Origin of the sequence: Vibrio sp. YT-18 (assembly GCF_033337345.1) — a bacterium.
GTDB lineage: Bacteria > Pseudomonadota > Gammaproteobacteria > Enterobacterales > Vibrionaceae > Vibrio > Vibrio alginolyticus.
The window spans coordinates 184,407-201,096 of record NZ_JAWOQO010000002.1 but is presented as its reverse complement, the minus strand read 5'-3'; the positions used below and the strand labels follow the sequence as shown (position 1 = coordinate 201,096).

Below are 16,690 nucleotides of genomic sequence, written 5' to 3'. Positions count from 1 at the left end.
TTCTATTGCTGGCCAGAACACTTATTTATTTTTTATACCAATCACTGCACAACCTATAATTACTGGTGCACAAAGCTTTTCTCCCTATCGCCCTCCATACCTAATCGACATTGCTCGTGCTTGTTCTTACACCGATTGACCCACTCCCCAAAATGCATTGGCTCCAAAGCAGCACGGTCCCTGTTCAATTTATCGACATTATTTACGTTTTAGCTAAACTTTTTTGCTAGGAAATACGTAAAAGCTACTGCAATGCACAAACTCATTGACTGCTAAGGAATATATATGAAGGATTTCATCAATACATCACTGATAAAGTTTGGTTTAGCTGCGTTTCTGATTAGTTTTTCTTCATTCAGCTTTTCCGCCCCGAGTATTAAAGGCGTCGATCAAGATATGTCCGGAGGAACGGTGACCGCTGAAATGGCTCATGCTGATGACAATGGGTGGATGGTTGTCCACCGAACAGACGAATCAATGAAGCCTGGTCCTGTTATCGGCTACGCTCCGTTAAAAATGGGAAAGAATGAAAACGTAAATGCAATTTTGATGGAACCAGTAGAATCAGGCGATATGCTGATGTTAATGGTCCACGGAGAGAAAGGTGGCATGAAGACTGGTGTGTTTGAGTATACGCTCGGCGCTAAAGAGGACGGTCCTGTAAAAGTGGACGGAAAGCTAGTGATGGACATCGTACGCGCTAAGTAAGGTGGCGATGAATGAAAAAGTAAACTTCCTACTCCCGGTATTTAGATGACACAAAAGTACTTAACGGCATTGCTAACCGTTAAGTACTTTTTCATTTGCGATGGAAGCAGCAAACTAGCCAATCCTTTCTCTTCCATGAGGAGTATTTAGGTCTAAATCAGGCCCTTTTGGTACAACTTGCGTCGGATTAATCCCAGTGTGGCTGAAGTAGTAGTGGCGTTTAATGTGATAGAAATCCGTCGTGTCTTCAACGCCTTCAACTTGATACAACTCTTTTAAGTAGCCTTGTATATTTTCGTAGTCTGCGATGCGCTGCTTGTTACACTTGAAATGCCCCACATACACCGCATCAAAACGAATAAGAGTCGTAAACAAACGCCAATCAGCCTCAGTAATTGTGTTCCCTGCTAAGTAACGATGCGTCGCTAAGTGAGCATCGATTTTATCTAACGCATTAAACAAAGAATCAAACGCTTCTTCATACGCCTCTTGTGTAGTCGCGAAGCCACAACGATACACTCCGTTGTTGACATTCGGATAAACAAAATCGTTCCACTCATCAATAACGTGTTTTAGATGATCTGGATAGTAGTCGTCGTGATTCCCTGTTAACGCATTGAATTCCGAATTGAACATGCGAATGATCTCTGACGACTCGTTTGACACAATAGTATTGGTCTTTTTATCCCAAAGTACAGGCACGGTTACGCGGCCCGTGTAATCGGGTTTGGCCTGCGTGTAAATTTGATACATGCGCGTGTGACCAAACAATGGCTCAGGAAGCCCCATTTGCCAACCTTGGCTGAGCATATCAGGGCAAACGACCGTGACATCAATATGTGGTTCTAAACCTTTCAGCTTGCGGAAAATGAGGGTTCGATGTGCCCACGGACAAGCAAGAGAGACATACAAATGGTATCGACCGGACTCTGGTGTAAACTCCGCATCAGGGTCGTTTTTAACCCAGTTACGGAATCCGGCATCTTCGCGCACAAATTTGCCACCATTTGATTTTGTGTCATACCAGACATCTTGCCAAACACCTTCAACCAACTTACCCATGATTGCTCTCCTCTCGTTCTGTTTGTGTCTATATTAGCGTTTCCTATCAAACAGAGAATCATCGAACTTAGGACATCATGTTCAAGAAATTCGAATGTATAAATCAGACACATAAAAAAAAGCGCGACCCGATGAAGGTGTCGCGCTTAAGCCCGTCACAGGCTGAATTTATACACTAACGTGTAAACAAGATACCGCGTGAACGTCATTACCTAAAATGGTTGGCTTTGTCTTCGCACACTCTTCGGTTGCTTGTGGGCAACGAGTGCGGAATACACAACCCGACGGTGGGTTGATAGGTGAAGGAAGATCACCCTCTAGCATTTGGATTTTCTTATTGCGCTCAATATCCGGGTCCGGGATCGGAACCGCAGACATCAGCGCACGCGTATATGGGTGCTTAGGATCAGCAAACAGAGCCTCGGCCTCGCCAAGTTCCACGGCATTACCTAAATACATAACTAAAACGCGATCTGAAATGTGTTTAACGACAGACAAGTCATGCGCAATGAATACCAGAGAAAGCCCTAACTCTTTTTGAATCTCTTTAAGTAGGTTAACCACCTGAGCTTGAATAGATACATCAAGCGCCGATACTGGCTCGTCACAAATGATCATCTTAGGCTTAAGGATAAGCGCACGCGCTATCCCGATACGCTGACACTGACCACCCGAGAACTCGTGTGGGTAACGGTTAATCACGTTAGGTAATAGGCCAACTTTCGCCATCATCTCTTTAACGCGATCTTTCACTTCCTGCTTAGACAGTTCTGGATAGAATGTCTCAAGAGGTTCAGCAATGATATCACCAACAGTCATACGCGGATTCAGCGATGCCAATGGGTCTTGGAAAATCATCTGAATTTCTTTACGCGTCTCACGGCGCTGAACGCTTTTCATTTTAGTAAGGTCTTGACCCAACCACACTACTTGGCCGTCAGTAGCTTCAACCAGACCAATGATGGCACGAGCAAACGTCGATTTACCACAACCTGATTCACCTACTACACCAAGCGTTTCCCCTTCGTATAGTCGAACATTCACGCCATCTACCGCTTTCAGGCTCGAAGGCTTTGACCACGGCCATGCCGACTTTGAGGCAATGCTGAAGTGAACTTTCAGCTCAGAAATGTTCAGAATTAGTTTTTTGTCTACTGCGTTCATTTGTTCCAAGCCTCCCATTCAGAAAAACATGCACGCTGACGACCATCACCAAATGGTGTCAGAATTGGCGCCTCGCGCTTACAACGATCCATCACACGGTGACAGCGCTCTTGATAAGGGCAGCCCGGCGGTAGACGAAGCAAGTTTGGTGGATTACCAGGAATGGTCGGCAGAATTTCACCCTCAGTATCGAGGCGAGGAATCGCCTTCAGCAGCCCCTCCGCATAAGGATGGCTTGGATTGTAGAAAATTTCGTTTACGTTACCGTACTCCATAGTACGGCCTGCATACATCACCAGCACCTTGTCACACGAACCTGCAACCACACCAAGGTCGTGCGTGATCATGATGATCGCTGTGTTGAACTCAGATTTCAGCTCATTCAACAAGTCCATGATCTGTGCTTGTACCGTCACATCAAGTGCTGTTGTTGGCTCATCGGCAATAAGCAGTTTAGGACGACATAACAACGCCATCGCGATCATTACACGCTGACGCATACCGCCTGAAAACTCATGCGGGTACATCGTGATACGCTTACGCGCTTCAGGGATTTTTACCGCTTCCAGCATGCGTACTGATTCTTCAAATGCTTCCGCTTTGCCCATGCCTTTGTGCAGCATAAGCACTTCCATCAACTGATCACTCACTTTCATGTAAGGGTTCAGTGATGTCATTGGGTCTTGGAAGATCATTGCGATCTGTTCCGCACGCACTTTGTTCAGTTCTTTTTCTGGTAAGTTTAGGATTTCTTTGCCTTCAAACTTTGCGCTACCAGAAATAATACCGTTCTTAGCCAAAAGGCCCATGATTGCGAATACGGTTTGAGATTTACCTGATCCCGACTCTCCAACGATACCTAAGGTTTCGCCTTGGTTGAGAGAGAAGTTCAAATCGTTTACTGCGGTTACGATACCATCTTGCGTGGTGAATTCGACGCGCAGATCTTTGACATCTAATAAGCTCATCATTGCTTCCTTAATCTTATCTTTTAATTATCTGTCTTTTGGATCCAGCGCATCGCGCAGGCCGTCACCAACGTAGTTGAAGCAGAATAGCGTCACAACCATGAACACTGCTGGGAATGCCAGCTGCCAGATTGCTACTTCCATTGTCTGTGCACCTTCTTGTAGAAGAGCGCCCCAACTTGTCATTGGTTCCTGAACACCAAGACCAAGGAATGATAGGAATGATTCCGTTAGAATCATACTTGGGATAAGCAGCGTAGAGTATACCGCTACAATACCCAGTACGTTAGGTACGATATGACGAGTAATGATTTTCCAGTTGCTTACACCACACACATGTGCCGCTTCGATAAACTCCTTGCTACGTAGACTAAGAGTCTGACCACGTACGATACGCGCCATATCTAGCCATGCGATAGCACCAATCGCAACGAAGATCAGCATGATGTTACGACCGAAGAATGTTACCAGTACAATCACCAGGAACATAAACGGTACCGCGTATAAAATTTCTAGAATACGCATCATTACGCGGTCAACTTTACCGCCGATGAAACCAGATGCTGCGCCGTAGAGCGTACCAATCAGTACCGCTACAAATGCACCCATAACACCTACCATCAACGAAATACGACCTCCAATTAGCGTACGCACGTATAAATCACGGCCTAAGCTGTCAGTACCAAACCAATGGTCAGCATTCGGTGCAACGTGCATCGCGTACCAGTCAGTATCATCAAATGTGTACGGTGCGATCATTGGCAGGATAATAACGGCCAACGTCATTAGAACAAGAAGGAATAAGCTCACCATCGCCGCTTTGTTGCGCATGAAACGGATACGAGCATCTTGCCAAAGACTGCGACCTTCAATCTCCAAGTTTTCGGAGAATTTCTCAATCGCTTCTAGGTTTTCTTTTTTCGTTAACATAACCAAACGTCCCTGTTAGTAGCGAATTTTCGGGTCAATCATTGCAAGTAAAATATCTACAATCGCGTTGAATAGAATGAATAGGAAACCAATCAGAATGGTTACCCCCATTACTAGCGAGTAGTCACGGTTAAACGCAGCGTTAACGAATAGTTTACCAATACCAGGCAGACCAAAAATGGTTTCGATAACAACGGAACCGGTGATGATACCTACGAAAGCTGGACCCATGTAAGAAACAACAGGGAGAAGTGCCGGCTTAAGAGCGTGTTTGATAATGATATAACGGTAACTTAGACCTTTAGCACGTGCCGTACGAATAAAGTTACTGTTTAGGGTTTCGATCATCGAACCACGCGTAATACGAGCAAAGGTAGCAACATACAGTAGCGACATACCAATAACAGGAAGCACTAAATACTGCCAGCTACCATCTTGCCAACCGCCCGCAGGGAAGATATTCCAGTGAAGCGAGAATATGTAGATAAGCGCAGGCGCTAATACGAAGGATGGCATTACGACACCAAGCATCGCAGTCGACATAATGGTGTAATCAATCCAAGTATTTTGCTTGAGCGCAGCAATGGTACCGACGGTAACCCCCATTATCAAAGTAAAGATAAAGGCGATGAAGCCCACTTTAGCCGAAACAGGTAAGGCAACCGCGATCAGCTCGTTTACTGAGTAATCAAGGTATTTAAATGACGGTCCGAAATCGCCTTGGATAACATTGGTCAAATACGTGGTGTATTGTTCAAATACAGGTTTATCCAAGCCATATTTAGCTTCGATATTTGCCATTACTTCGGGTGGCAATGGACGCTCTGTCGAGAAAGGGTTTCCCGGTGCAAAGCGCATAAGAAAGAAAGATACGGTGATCAAAACCAACATTGTTGGGATCGCCTCAAATATCCTTTTTGCGATGAATTTAAGCATAAACTCACTCTTTCAGTCTGTGACAGTTAAATTAAAGAAGTCGTCCAATTCTTTTGGACTAAAGATAGGCGCTACATGCAATTTCTCACATGTAGGGCCTCATTTTTATAGTTCTATCGAGTTACGAATTACTCTGTGATGTAGAGATCTTTAGAGTAAATCTTGTCTTCCGCGTTATTTACTGGGAAGCCACCAACTTTCGGTGATAGTAGACGTGATTTCACGTACTGGTAGATAGGTGCGATTGGCATATCTTTTGCCATCAACTTCTCTGCTTCTAGGTAAAGTGCTTGGCGCTCTTCGTCAGAAGTTGAAGCAAATGCTTTGTTCATGATCGCATCGTACTCTTTGCTGTCGTAGTGAATACCACCAGTAGTGTTATTACTCATCATCAGCGTTAGGAAAGATGAAGCTTCGTTGTAGTCGCCACACCAACCTGCACGAGCAACCTCAAAGTTGCCAGAATCTTTGGTAGATAGGTAAGTTTTCCACTCTTGGTTTTCTAGCGTAACGTCTAGACCAAGTGTCTTCTTCCACATTGAACCCAGTGCAACCGCAAGTTTCTTGTGGTTCTCTGATGTATTGTATAGAAGGTTAAATTCAAGAGGGTTGTCTGCGCCGTAACCCGCTTCTTCCAATAGACGCGCAGCTTCTGCGTTACGCTCTTCTTGCGTCATTTTGCCGTATGCAGGAATTTCTGGGTTGAAACCTGCCGTAATTTCAGGTGTTAGGAAGTAAGCTGGCTTTTGACCTTGACCTAAAATCGCATCGGTCACAATGTTACGGTCAATCGCATAAGAAATCGCTTTACGCACACGAACATCATCAAACGGCTTTTTCTTCGTATTGAAGATGTAGTAGTAAGTACATAAGTTACCGGTTACCGACACTTCTTGTGGGTGCTCTTTCTTCAGACGCTTGAAGTGCTCTGTAGGCAGCTCGTTCGTGAAGTCGATTTCACCCGCTAGGAAGCGGTTCATTTCCGCTACTTGGTTCTCGATTGGTAGGAAAGTAACCTGGTCAAGCGTCGTGTTTTCGTTGTCCCAGTACTGTTCGTTACGTTTTAGAACCAAACGCTCGTTTACAACCCAGTTGTCAACAACATAAGCACCGTTACCTACAAAGTTCTCTGGCTTCGTCCATTGATCGCCGAACTTTTCAACAGTTGCTTGATGAACAGGTTTCACTGTCGTGTGGCCCATCATCATTACAAAATATGGTACTGCAGTATCTAACTCAACCACTAACGTGTGATCGTCAACCGCTTTAACACCTAACTCGCTCTTATCTTTTTTACCCGCAACAATGTCTTTTGCGTTCTTCATCTTGGTGTATTCCATGTACCAAGCATATGGAGAGGCGGTTGCTGGATCGACTGCGCGTTGGAAGCTGTAAACGAAATCACCTGCAGTGACAGGATCACCGTTTGACCATTTTGCGTCTTCACGTAAGTGGAAAGTGTATGTTTTGTTGTCTTCAGTTTCCCAAGATTCTGCAACACCAGGGATAGTGTTACCGTCCGCATCTTGGTTTACAAGGCCTTCAAGAAGATCGCGAATCACGTGGGATTCTGGAACACCTTGAGATTTATGAGGGTCTATTGTCGCAACTTCTGTACCGTTACCACGCACCAATTCTTGAACAGCAGCAAGTTTTGGCTCTTTAGAATCAGATTTAGCTTCAGGGGCTGGAGCCGGAGCAGGCTCAGCAGCTTGTTTCTCCGCAGGCTTTTCACCACAACCAGCTAGAGCGAGAGAAAGACCAGCACCAATAAATAAAGCGCGCGTGATTTTATTCTTATACATGCGTAAAACTCCAAATTTTTTCGTTAGCATCCATGACTTCTTTGTAAGGGCCTGGAACGGTCAGAGTTTTAGATTTTTTTAGTGCACTTTCTGAGCACAAAAGTCTAAAACCTTACAAAGACTGCGGCACACATTAGCAATCATTGAAGTAATTTGCCATAAAAATGTAGCAAAAAAACCAATAATGCTGACTAAACCACACATATCTAGCAGTAAACTCTAACCCCAAAGCATTCACCAGCCAAATAAAGACCAGAAGCGACATTTAACAGGCGAAACTTTCGATTAATCTGAGTTTAAACCATTTACTAGCATCTTATGCTAGATATTTACACATCATTTAACATTTATGACAAATCAAGTCTAACAAATAATTGTTTATATATTGGGCAAAAAACTTTTATTGTGAAGAATATCACCAGACAAAAGATAGGAAATATTGAAACAAAGTGAGCAATACAATGAAGATAAATACAAAAAAAGCTAAGTACCATTAGCACTTAGCTTTTTTCACTAGAATGCGGGTTAGTTCTATTTTTCCCAACGCTGTGCAGCTTGATGATCGGTGTCGCGCGACTCAACCCAACGATCTTCATTCGTCGTACGCTCTTTTTTCCAAAATGGAGCTTGGGTTTTCAGATAATCCATGATGAACTCGCACGCATCAAATGCCGCGCCGCGGTGCGCACTGGAAACGCCCACAAATACAATTTGATCACCGCTATCCATGTCTCCGACGCGATGAATCACGCGTACACCTAATAGTGGCCAGCGAGACTCAGCTTGATCACAAATGTCGCTCAAGCTCTTCTCTGTCATCCCCGGATAGTGCTCTAGATGTAAACCAATGACATTATCCCCAAGGTTCATATCTCGAACTTTACCAACGAATGTAACGACAGCGCCGGCAGCCGTCCCTTCAGATAAACGTTGATATTCTTGCTCAACCGAAAAGTCTTCAATTTGCACAGATACACGAGAATCCATCTTAACCCCCAGTTACCGGCGGGAAAAACGCAACTTCGTCACCTGCTTTTACTTGTGTATCCAAAGGGACGATGGATTGGTTCACTGCAGCAAGTAGCTTTCCTGGCTCGAGCGCTAAATCCCACTTGCCATCTTTCTTAGTGCCTTCTTCCACTAGATGTGCACGAATTGATTCAACCGTTTCAAACGGCCCGTCTAACTCGACACTGTCGATGCCAATCAGCTCGCGAGTTTGAGCAAAGAAAAGTACTTTAATCATGATTCCACCTTAAAGTGACCAGATTTACCACCCGTTTTCTCTAGTAGACGAACTTGACCAATGACCATGTCTTTTTGTACTGCTTTACACATATCGTAAATCGTTAGAGCAGCAACGGAAGCTGCCGTGAGCGCTTCCATTTCCACACCAGTTTTACCCGCAAGTTTACATACTGATTCGATGCGAACTTTGTTTTCTGTTTCGATAGCTTCCAGTTGAACTTCAACTTTAGAGAGTAGTAGCGGATGACAAAGTGGAATCAAATCCCAGGTTTTCTTCGCAGCTTGAATACCAGCAATACGAGCCGTCGCAAATACATCACCTTTATGGTGCTGGCCAGAGACAATCAGTTGAAGTGTTTCTGGGGCCATGTGAACAAATGCTTCAGCACGAGCTTCACGAACCGTCTCCGTTTTTGCTGACACGTCAACCATGTTTGCTTCGCCAGAAGCATTGATATGTGTAAATTGGGTCATTGTTTTTCCTTCGCTTTTAGGAAAGGTTATACAGATAGGTGTGGCATGAAGTTACAAGGGCGATGACTTGCATCCAACTGCTGTTTAATAATTTTTGTCCAGCCTGTGCGGCACGCACCAGTTGAACCTGGCATTGCGAAGATCACGGTGTGGTTAGCAAAACCAGCAATCGCACGAGACTGAATCGTAGACGTACCGATCTCTTCGTACGACACCATACGGAACAACTCACCAAAACCTTCAACTTCTTTATCAAATAGAGGCTTAAGTGCTTCTGGCGTGCTATCACGTGAGGTGAAACCTGTACCGCCAGTAATCATGATCGCTTGTACGCTTTCATCAGCAATCCATTGAGAAACAATCGCGCGGATCTTGTACATGTCATCAATAACAATTTGCTTGTCTACTACGTTGTGACCCGCTTCTTGAGCATGTTCAGCAAGGTAACGACCAGAGGTATCGTTTTCTTCAGTACGAGTGTCAGATACCGTTAGAACGGCAATATTTGCAGGTTGGAATTTGCTTTCAGCGTGACCCATTTGTTCACCTATTCTCTTAATTAGCTTTGATACGCTTGGTATCGATTCGGAAAAAGTTAGAGCCAGCTTATCAGTGAACTCGCTCTAAAAATTGAATGAAGTTAGCCGCCGATAGACGCGAGGTGTGGCGTCATACCAGTATTGCCATCATGCAAGAAATGGCTTACCGACTTGGTTTGTAACTGCGCCTGGATACGTTCAATAAGCTCACTCTCTTGCTCATCACGTTCCAAAAGATCACGCAATTCTACACCGTGGTCTCCAAACAGACATAGGTGCAGCTTACCCATCGCCGAAACGCGCAGTCGGTTGCAGCTTTCACAAAAGTCTTTTTCATAAGGCATGATAAGACCTATTTCACCCTTGTAATCAGGATGAACAAATACTTGCGCAGGACCATCATTATGCGAGCGCACTTTCAGCAACCAACCATTTGCAATTAGCTGGTTACGAATTGCCACTCCGGATACATGGTGCTTATTAAATAGCTCATCCATCTCACCCGTTTGCATCAACTCAATGAAACGCAGTTGGATTGGACGATCTTTTATCCAGTTAAGAAACGCTGGCAGCTCGTGATGGTTCAGATCTTTCATCAACACCACATTAACTTTTACTTGCTCATAACCGACCTCGAACGCACGTTCGATACCATTCATGACTTCAGTAAACTTATTTTCACCTGTGATTTGATGAAACATACGCGGGTCAAGGCTATCCACACTGACATTAATGTGGGTTAAACCCGCTTCACGCCAATCTGCGACTTGTTTTGCCATGCGATAGCCATTGGTTGTCGTTGCAACTTTTTGAATGCCAGGCGTCGCCGCTACTGAATGGATAATGTCGGTAAAATCTTTGCGTAAGCTAGGCTCACCACCAGTGATGCGCACTTTTGACGTGCCACAATCAGCGAATGCTTTTACGACCCGTTTGATTTCAGGGAGAGATAAAAAAGACGAGTTTTTATTGCCCGAAGGCTTATAGCCATCAGGAAGGCAATAGGTACATTTGAAATTACATACGTCGGTCACAGACAGACGCAAGTAATAAAACTTACGATGAAATTTGTCTTCGAATTGTTGCGCCACGGAACACCTTTCCAAACACGGGAGGCATGGCCATTTCCAATCATGCCCTTGTGACAGTATGCCACTGGCTCAAAACGCTTATCCAAGGACTTAGCAATAGTGAGCTCGGAGTTATGGCAACCAGAGATATGAAATCTCTGATAGCTTTGCGGTGTAAAATACTTAATATTTGTAATGGAATCCAGACTTGAGTGATAAAAAACTCTCTAGAGACACAATTTACCGCTAAGTGAGTACCTTTAAGACACTCCTTAAGATAAATTGTAGCCGTTTTTTATTAGATTATTAGAAGAACATAATGAATATCTACACAGATAAAAAAGTGGTCGCTGTTGGCGGTGGTCATGGCTTAGGTCGAATGCTGGCCGCATTACGAGATTTTGGCAGCAATGCAACTGGGATTGTTGCCACGACTGACAATGGTGGTTCAACAGGAAGAATTCGTCACTGCCAAGGAGGAATCGCTTGGGGAGACACACGTAACTGTATTAATCAGCTCATTACAGAGCCTTCGATCAGTTCTATGATGTTTGAATATCGCTTCAAAGGCACTGGCGAACTTGATGGTCATAATCTTGGTAATTTGATGCTTACTGCACTCGATAACTTATCGGTCAGACCTTTAGATGCCATTAATCTGATTCGCAATATGTTAAAAGTCGACGTTAACATCCTTCCTATGTCCGAACACCCTTCGGATCTTTCCGCGTTATCCGTAGATGGGAAGTGGGTTACGGGAGAAACAAATGTCGACGAAATGAAAGCAGACTTGCGACGTTTGGATCTTTCACCAGAAGTGCCTGCTACCAAAGAAGCCATCACAGCTTTGGCGGAAGCGGACGCGATTATTCTTGGCCCTGGCAGTTTTTTAACTAGTATCATGCCTCCTTTATTGCTGCCTGAACTCGGCAAAGCGATTGCAGCAAACACAAAAGCAAAAGTCATTTTTGTTGCTAACCTGAGTCCAGAATACGGCCCAGCGGGACGAATGACGATGGCTCAAAAATTAGAATGGTGTGAACGTGCCTGTCAAGGAAGAAAAATAGACGTGGTTCTAGCAGAGAAAACCGAGCAAGACGTCTTAAGTCAATGGAATGTAGTGACGGAGTCACTCGCCTCCTCTAACCGAGACTGGCGTCACGATAGAAACAAGCTCAAACTAGCGATTGAAAATCAGCTACAACTTTCTATTTAAGAGCACGTTACCTGGCTAGCGCCCTCTTTTAAGGTGTTTATTGATAATGAAAACCCTTCTGTCATCGAAGGGTTTTAGTTCAGGCATCCAGTAAGAACAGATGTTTACTAAGAAAAAATGGTTAATAGGAATAAATAGTTACTGTCGCCAAGAGCGATAAGCATCTCGAGTTTCGTGCAAAAGATCGAACATAACCTCTAACTCCTCAGACTCCGCACTCAACTCACCGGCTTTCGCTTTTTTGTCTATGGACATCGCCAGTTCACAAAGGCGATCTGCCCCAAAGCTCGCAGCACTACTTTTCAACGCGTGGCTGATTTCTTTTGAGTAAGCTAATCGCTCTGCCCCCTGCAGTTGGGATAAGTTCTCGATATAGGTATCCATTTCTCCTAGGAAGATATCGAACAGTACAGGTACGTTGTCACTGCCAATTTCCATCGACAGTTCATCTATTTTTTGCTGATTTAATACATTTACACTCATACTTTTTGCCGCTCTTCCTTGCCGTTCCATGCCTGTAACTTGCGGTAAATCGTCGACGGACTGACATCAAGGTATCCCGCCGCTCGAGGAATATTGCCATCACATGCTTCAATCGCTTGCTCGATTGCCATTTTTTCCGTCATCCATAATGGCATAATCTCAGATGCGGTCATCGCTTTCGGCTCAATTAATTTAGCCACAGACGACGGACGGTCAAGCGGTTGATTCAACGGTGGCGGTAACATGTCCAACGTAATCTCTTTACCGTTGTTTAGAACAACGATATTGCGTAGCACGTTTTGTAACTGACGAACGTTACCCGGCCACTCATAGCTGTTGAATCGCTCGATGACATCAGGCGCAAAACGTATGAAGCTTTTTCCTTCTTCGTGTGACATGTAACCTAGCAGTGAGTATGCAATTTCAATAACATCTTCGCCTCGTTCGCGTAAAGGCGGTAAATGCAAAGGAATGACATACAAACGATAGTACAAATCTTCACGGAATCGACCTTCTTGTACCTCTTTCCAGGGATCACGGTTAGTGGCACAAACAAAGCGCACATCCACGCTCTTCATTTTTGAGGAACCCACTTTTTGGAATGTGCCCGTTTGAATAAATCGTAGCAACTTGGTTTGTAAATCCAAGTCCATCTCACAAAGCTCATCTAGAAAAAGTGTGCCGCCATCCGCTAACTCAGCTGCCCCTTGACGATCATTCGCAGCGCCAGTAAAGGCCCCTTTTACGTGACCAAACAGTTCACTCTCAATCAAATCTTTTGGAATTGCAGCACAGTTAATTGCAATAAAAGGTTTGTCACCACGTTTACTTGCTGCGTGAATAGCCTCGGCACATACCTCTTTACCAGTACCACTTTCACCTGTGATAAAAATACTCGCTTTACTGCTCGCCGCTGAATCTATCGTACGGTAAACCTGCTGCATGGTTTGGCTACTGCCGATAAACCCCTGATAGCTCTGATTGCCTGGATTATCGGCTTCATTTTTTAGCTTGGTCGCTTTACGAATTGCATTGTTAACCGTGACACGTAAACGGTCCGCTTCACACGGTTTAATTAGAAAGTCTTGTGAGCCATGACGCATGGCCTCGACAGCGGTATCGATAGAACCGTGAGCGGTCATAAAAATTATAGGTACGTCGGGATGACTCTTTTTAACGGCATGTAAAACGTCCATCCCCGTCATATCTGGCAGACGGAGATCGAGTAAAATAAGATCTGGAATTCGATGATTTAGGCTCTCAATGGCATCCCTACCTGTGCCGACAATATTGATATCTATGCCAAGCGGTGTCAGGTATGAGCGGTACAGAGCCGCAACAGATGCGGTGTCCTCGACCATTAAAAGGTAACGAGACTTTGGGCCTTCGGGTTTTTGTTGCATAACCTAGCTATTATTTTGTTGTGTTTTAAACAATAATCGCATTACGCTTTGCATTTTGCAAATAACATTAGCTAAATTATGGGCAAAGGAAAAAATTCAAAAATAATATCAATTATTTAAAAAGTGGCACAAACCATGCTGTAACGATAGTGACCCCTCGGGTCACCTAGCCAACTGACGTTGTTAGTGAACGATATGTTCACAAAACAAGCCAATAGACCCGACTGCCTATTGGCTTCTTTTTTTTTACAAGCGACCTAAAATGCTTGGATAGTTAAATCGGTAAGTTTGTTCAACTATTTGCGATGAACTGCGCTCGTAGTTTTTCAATCTCGTCACGCTTTTGTGCCGCTAACTCAAATTCTAAATCTTGCGCATGCTGATACATCGCTGCCTCCAGTCGACTGATTTCTTTTTCTAGCTGCTGAGGGGACAGTGCCTCGTAAGTTTGCGAAGGCTCCGCCACTTTCGATAATGGTACCTGTTTAGTGTTACGCTGGCGTTTAGACTTAGTGATATCGCCAAGTTCCATGATGTCTTTGATATTTCGTTTGAGCGCTTGTGGCGAAATACCCATTTCTTCGTTGTACGCTTCCTGCTTCTCGCGACGACGGTTAGTTTCATCCATCGCCTTTTTCATTGAGTTGGTGATTCGGTCAGCGTATAAAATCGCCTTACCTTCGATGTTTCGTGCAGCACGACCAATGGTCTGAATGAGTGAGCGTTCAGACCGCAAGAAGCCCTCTTTATCCGCATCCAAAATTGCAACTAACGAGACCTCTGGCATATCCAGGCCCTCTCTCAATAAGTTTATTCCCACCAGCACGTCAAATTCCCCAAGACGAAGGTCACGGATAATTTCCACACGCTCAACAGTATCAATGTCTGAGTGTAAATAACGTACCTTAACATCATGTTCGTGAAGGTATTCGGTGAGATCTTCAGCCATTCGTTTGGTCAGTGTTGTAACCAGAACTCGTTCATCTTTAGCAGCGCGAATACGGATCTCAGACAATAGGTCGTCGACTTGGGTCGCTACTGGGCGAACTTCCAACTCAGGGTCAAGCAAGCCTGTAGGACGAACGACTTGATCCGCCACATCACCCGCCGATTTTTCTAGTTCGTAATTTCCGGGCGTAGCAGAGACGAAAATCGTTTGTGGCGCTAGTGCTTCAAACTCCTCAAACTTCAGTGGACGATTATCCAAAGCTGAAGGTAACCGGAAACCAAACTCCACCAGCGTTTCTTTACGCGAACGGTCGCCTTTATACATGGCACCTATCTGCGGTACTGTCACGTGAGATTCATCGATGATCAACAAGCCATCATGAGGTAAGTAGTCAAACAGGGTTGGTGGCGGCTCACCTTCCGAGCGTCCACTGAGATAACGAGAATAGTTTTCGATACCGGAGCAAAAGCCCAACTCATTCATCATTTCGATATCGAATTGAGTGCGCTGGCTAATTCGCTGCTCTTCCAGTAGCTTGTTGTTATCTAGAAGCTGCTTTTTGCGCACTTCTAGTTCGACTTTAATATTTTCAATCGCTTCAAGAATGCGATCTCTTGGCGTGACATAGTGCGTCTTGGGATAGATGGTATAGCGCGGCAAGTCTCGTTGTTTCACCACGCCTGTCAATGGATCGAACACACTGATGCAATCCACCTCATCGTCAAACATCTCAACGCGCACAGCGTCTTGGTCTGATTCGGCTGGGAAGATGTCAATCACTTCACCTCGAACACGGAATTGGCCACGCTCAAATGCAACGTCATTGCGTGAGTATTGCAGCTCTGCAAGACGGCGTAGCATATCGCGCTGGTCAATCACATCACCGCGACGTAGGTGCAGCATCATTTGTAGATACGATTCAGGATCACCCAAGCCATAGATAGCCGATACCGATGCAACAATAATGGCATCTTTACGTTCTAGTAGTGCTTTTGTAGCAGACAAACGCATTTGTTCTATATGCGCGTTAACTGAAGCGTCTTTCTCTATAAAGGTATCCGTGGTCGGAACGTACGCTTCAGGTTGGTAGTAATCGTAGTAAGAAACAAAATACTCAACCGCATTATTAGGAAAGAATGACTTCATCTCACCATATAACTGAGCAGCAAGCGTTTTGTTTGGCGCAAGTAATATTGCAGGTCGTTGGGCTTGAGCAATCACATTCGCTAGTGTGAAGGTTTTACCTGAGCCTGTGACCCCCAACAAGGTTTGATGTGCTAGCCCAGCATCGAGCCCCTCAAGCAACTGATTGATCGCTCCTGGTTGATCGCCCGACGGCTGATAATCGGAGACCAATTCATAGACTTTACTCATACCCTTCCTCAATTTTACTGCGCTTTGGCTGTATATATATACACCTTAGCTAATGAAATCTACGTCTATCGAGAATTTAACCATCATTGTTAATAAATTTTCTTGTTTGTCTAGAATGCTATAGCCATACAAAAGTGACTCTGATATAGTACTTCGCCCTAGTTGAAGAGCTACACACATTCTTCACATTATAGTTTCCACAACTTTTCCCCAAAAATTAGCTTAAAACTTTCTTATCCCCAAAAGATTGATTTTTATCCACTTTGAATACCTTTTGATTAACATCGATAAACCTCTGTTTTATTTGCTTATTTTACGCATAACTCTGACTAAAGATTCATTAAATAAAAACTTAGTTGCA

General features: G+C 44.4%; 16 protein-coding genes and 1 riboswitch. Of the genes, 2 read left to right on the top strand and 14 right to left on the bottom strand.

What is annotated here, in order from left to right:
* The first annotated feature begins 285 nt into the window (after window positions 1–285).
* Window positions 286–708 (top strand): hypothetical protein, encoded by a 423-nt coding sequence (locus R7M72_RS03295; protein ID WP_005380804.1) that lies wholly within the window; start codon window positions 286–288, stop codon window positions 706–708.
* A gap of 114 nt (window positions 709–822) precedes the next feature.
* Here R7M72_RS03295 and R7M72_RS03290 read toward each other — a convergent pair whose 3' ends face one another.
* The 11 genes from R7M72_RS03290 to moaA all read right to left on the bottom strand — a co-directional run bounded on the left by R7M72_RS03290 (window position 823) and on the right by moaA (window position 10,925).
* The gene (locus tag R7M72_RS03290; protein ID WP_005380796.1) at window positions 823–1,770 is read right to left on the bottom strand and encodes a glutathione S-transferase family protein; all 948 of its coding nucleotides are present in this window, start codon (window positions 1,768–1,770) and stop codon (window positions 823–825) included.
* Between the two features lie 168 nt (window positions 1,771–1,938).
* Window positions 1,939–2,952, bottom strand: a complete 1,014-nt coding sequence (oppF, locus tag R7M72_RS03285) for a murein tripeptide/oligopeptide ABC transporter ATP binding protein OppF (RefSeq protein WP_315956455.1) — start codon at window positions 2,950–2,952, stop codon at window positions 1,939–1,941.
* Window positions 2,931–3,902: an ABC transporter ATP-binding protein gene (locus R7M72_RS03280; protein WP_005380792.1), complete on the bottom strand. Its 972-nt coding sequence runs from the start codon at window positions 3,900–3,902 to the stop codon at window positions 2,931–2,933. The genes oppF and R7M72_RS03280 overlap by 22 nt, the downstream gene beginning before the upstream one ends.
* 27 nt (window positions 3,903–3,929) lie before the next feature.
* Complete coding sequence (gene oppC, locus R7M72_RS03275; protein WP_017633861.1) at window positions 3,930–4,832, bottom strand: oligopeptide ABC transporter permease OppC; 903 nt, start codon at window positions 4,830–4,832, stop codon at window positions 3,930–3,932.
* A 15-nt stretch (window positions 4,833–4,847) separates the two neighbouring features.
* Complete coding sequence (oppB, locus tag R7M72_RS03270) at window positions 4,848–5,768, bottom strand: oligopeptide ABC transporter permease OppB (protein WP_005380786.1); 921 nt, start codon at window positions 5,766–5,768, stop codon at window positions 4,848–4,850.
* A 128-nt stretch (window positions 5,769–5,896) separates the two neighbouring features.
* Entirely contained in the window at window positions 5,897–7,573 is a 1,677-nt protein-coding gene (locus R7M72_RS03265) for an ABC transporter substrate-binding protein (protein ID WP_017633862.1), read from the bottom strand.
* 531 nt (window positions 7,574–8,104) lie between these two features.
* Complete coding sequence (moaE, locus tag R7M72_RS03260; RefSeq protein ID WP_017821374.1) at window positions 8,105–8,560, bottom strand: molybdopterin synthase catalytic subunit MoaE; 456 nt, start codon at window positions 8,558–8,560, stop codon at window positions 8,105–8,107.
* A 1-nt stretch (window position 8,561) separates the two neighbouring features.
* Window positions 8,562–8,819 (bottom strand): molybdopterin synthase sulfur carrier subunit, encoded by a 258-nt coding sequence (gene moaD / locus R7M72_RS03255; protein ID WP_005388938.1) that lies wholly within the window; start codon window positions 8,817–8,819, stop codon window positions 8,562–8,564.
* Window positions 8,816–9,295, bottom strand: a complete 480-nt coding sequence (moaC, locus tag R7M72_RS03250) for a cyclic pyranopterin monophosphate synthase MoaC (RefSeq protein ID WP_005388936.1) — start codon at window positions 9,293–9,295, stop codon at window positions 8,816–8,818. Before moaC ends, moaD begins: the two co-directional genes overlap by 4 nt.
* Window positions 9,296–9,321: 26 nt before the next feature.
* Entirely contained in the window at window positions 9,322–9,834 is a 513-nt protein-coding gene (gene moaB, locus R7M72_RS03245) for a molybdenum cofactor biosynthesis protein B (RefSeq protein ID WP_005388935.1), read from the bottom strand.
* Window positions 9,835–9,935: 101 nt separating this feature from the next.
* Window positions 9,936–10,925: a GTP 3',8-cyclase MoaA gene (gene moaA, locus R7M72_RS03240; protein ID WP_017636052.1), complete on the bottom strand. Its 990-nt coding sequence runs from the start codon at window positions 10,923–10,925 to the stop codon at window positions 9,936–9,938.
* Window positions 10,914–11,048: riboswitch (molybdenum cofactor riboswitch) on the bottom strand. Its footprint overlaps the gene before it by 12 nt.
* A gap of 175 nt (window positions 11,049–11,223) precedes the next feature.
* Here moaA and R7M72_RS03235 point away from each other — a divergent pair.
* Window positions 11,224–12,120: a YvcK family protein gene (locus tag R7M72_RS03235; protein ID WP_005388931.1), complete on the top strand. Its 897-nt coding sequence runs from the start codon at window positions 11,224–11,226 to the stop codon at window positions 12,118–12,120.
* Window positions 12,121–12,258: 138 nt separating this feature from the next.
* On the opposite strand, the gene luxU is transcribed toward R7M72_RS03235, so the two are convergent.
* The 3 genes from luxU to uvrB all read right to left on the bottom strand — a co-directional run bounded on the left by luxU (window position 12,259) and on the right by uvrB (window position 16,329).
* The gene (gene luxU, locus R7M72_RS03230; protein ID WP_213961894.1) at window positions 12,259–12,603 is read right to left on the bottom strand and encodes a quorum-sensing phosphorelay protein LuxU; all 345 of its coding nucleotides are present in this window, start codon (window positions 12,601–12,603) and stop codon (window positions 12,259–12,261) included.
* Entirely contained in the window at window positions 12,600–14,006 is a 1,407-nt protein-coding gene (luxO, locus tag R7M72_RS03225) for a quorum-sensing sigma-54 dependent transcriptional regulator LuxO (RefSeq protein WP_005380768.1), read from the bottom strand. The genes luxU and luxO overlap by 4 nt, the downstream gene beginning before the upstream one ends.
* A 292-nt stretch (window positions 14,007–14,298) precedes the next feature.
* Window positions 14,299–16,329 (bottom strand): excinuclease ABC subunit UvrB, encoded by a 2,031-nt coding sequence (uvrB, locus tag R7M72_RS03220; RefSeq protein WP_017636056.1) that lies wholly within the window; start codon window positions 16,327–16,329, stop codon window positions 14,299–14,301.
* Between the last annotated feature and the right edge of the window lie 361 nt (window positions 16,330–16,690).

Coding starts and splice junctions, on each gene's coding strand:
- R7M72_RS03295 (WP_005380804.1), top strand. CDS start 286: ATGAAGGATTTCATCAATACATCACTGATAAAGTTTGGTTTAGCTGCG.
- R7M72_RS03290 (WP_005380796.1), bottom strand. CDS start 1,770: ATGGGTAAGTTGGTTGAAGGTGTTTGGCAAGATGTCTGGTATGACACA.
- oppF (WP_315956455.1), bottom strand. CDS start 2,952: ATGGGAGGCTTGGAACAAATGAACGCAGTAGACAAAAAACTAATTCTG.
- R7M72_RS03280 (WP_005380792.1), bottom strand. CDS start 3,902: ATGAGCTTATTAGATGTCAAAGATCTGCGCGTCGAATTCACCACGCAA.
- oppC (WP_017633861.1), bottom strand. CDS start 4,832: ATGTTAACGAAAAAAGAAAACCTAGAAGCGATTGAGAAATTCTCCGAA.
- oppB (WP_005380786.1), bottom strand. CDS start 5,768: ATGCTTAAATTCATCGCAAAAAGGATATTTGAGGCGATCCCAACAATG.
- R7M72_RS03265 (WP_017633862.1), bottom strand. CDS start 7,573: ATGTATAAGAATAAAATCACGCGCGCTTTATTTATTGGTGCTGGTCTT.
- moaE (WP_017821374.1), bottom strand. CDS start 8,560: ATGGATTCTCGTGTATCTGTGCAAATTGAAGACTTTTCGGTTGAGCAA.
- moaD (WP_005388938.1), bottom strand. CDS start 8,819: ATGATTAAAGTACTTTTCTTTGCTCAAACTCGCGAGCTGATTGGCATC.
- moaC (WP_005388936.1), bottom strand. CDS start 9,295: ATGACCCAATTTACACATATCAATGCTTCTGGCGAAGCAAACATGGTT.
- moaB (WP_005388935.1), bottom strand. CDS start 9,834: ATGGGTCACGCTGAAAGCAAATTCCAACCTGCAAATATTGCCGTTCTA.
- R7M72_RS03235 (WP_005388931.1), top strand. CDS start 11,224: ATGAATATCTACACAGATAAAAAAGTGGTCGCTGTTGGCGGTGGTCAT.
- luxU (WP_213961894.1), bottom strand. CDS start 12,603: ATGAGTGTAAATGTATTAAATCAGCAAAAAATAGATGAACTGTCGATG.
- luxO (WP_005380768.1), bottom strand. CDS start 14,006: ATGCAACAAAAACCCGAAGGCCCAAAGTCTCGTTACCTTTTAATGGTC.
- uvrB (WP_017636056.1), bottom strand. CDS start 16,329: ATGAGTAAAGTCTATGAATTGGTCTCCGATTATCAGCCGTCGGGCGAT.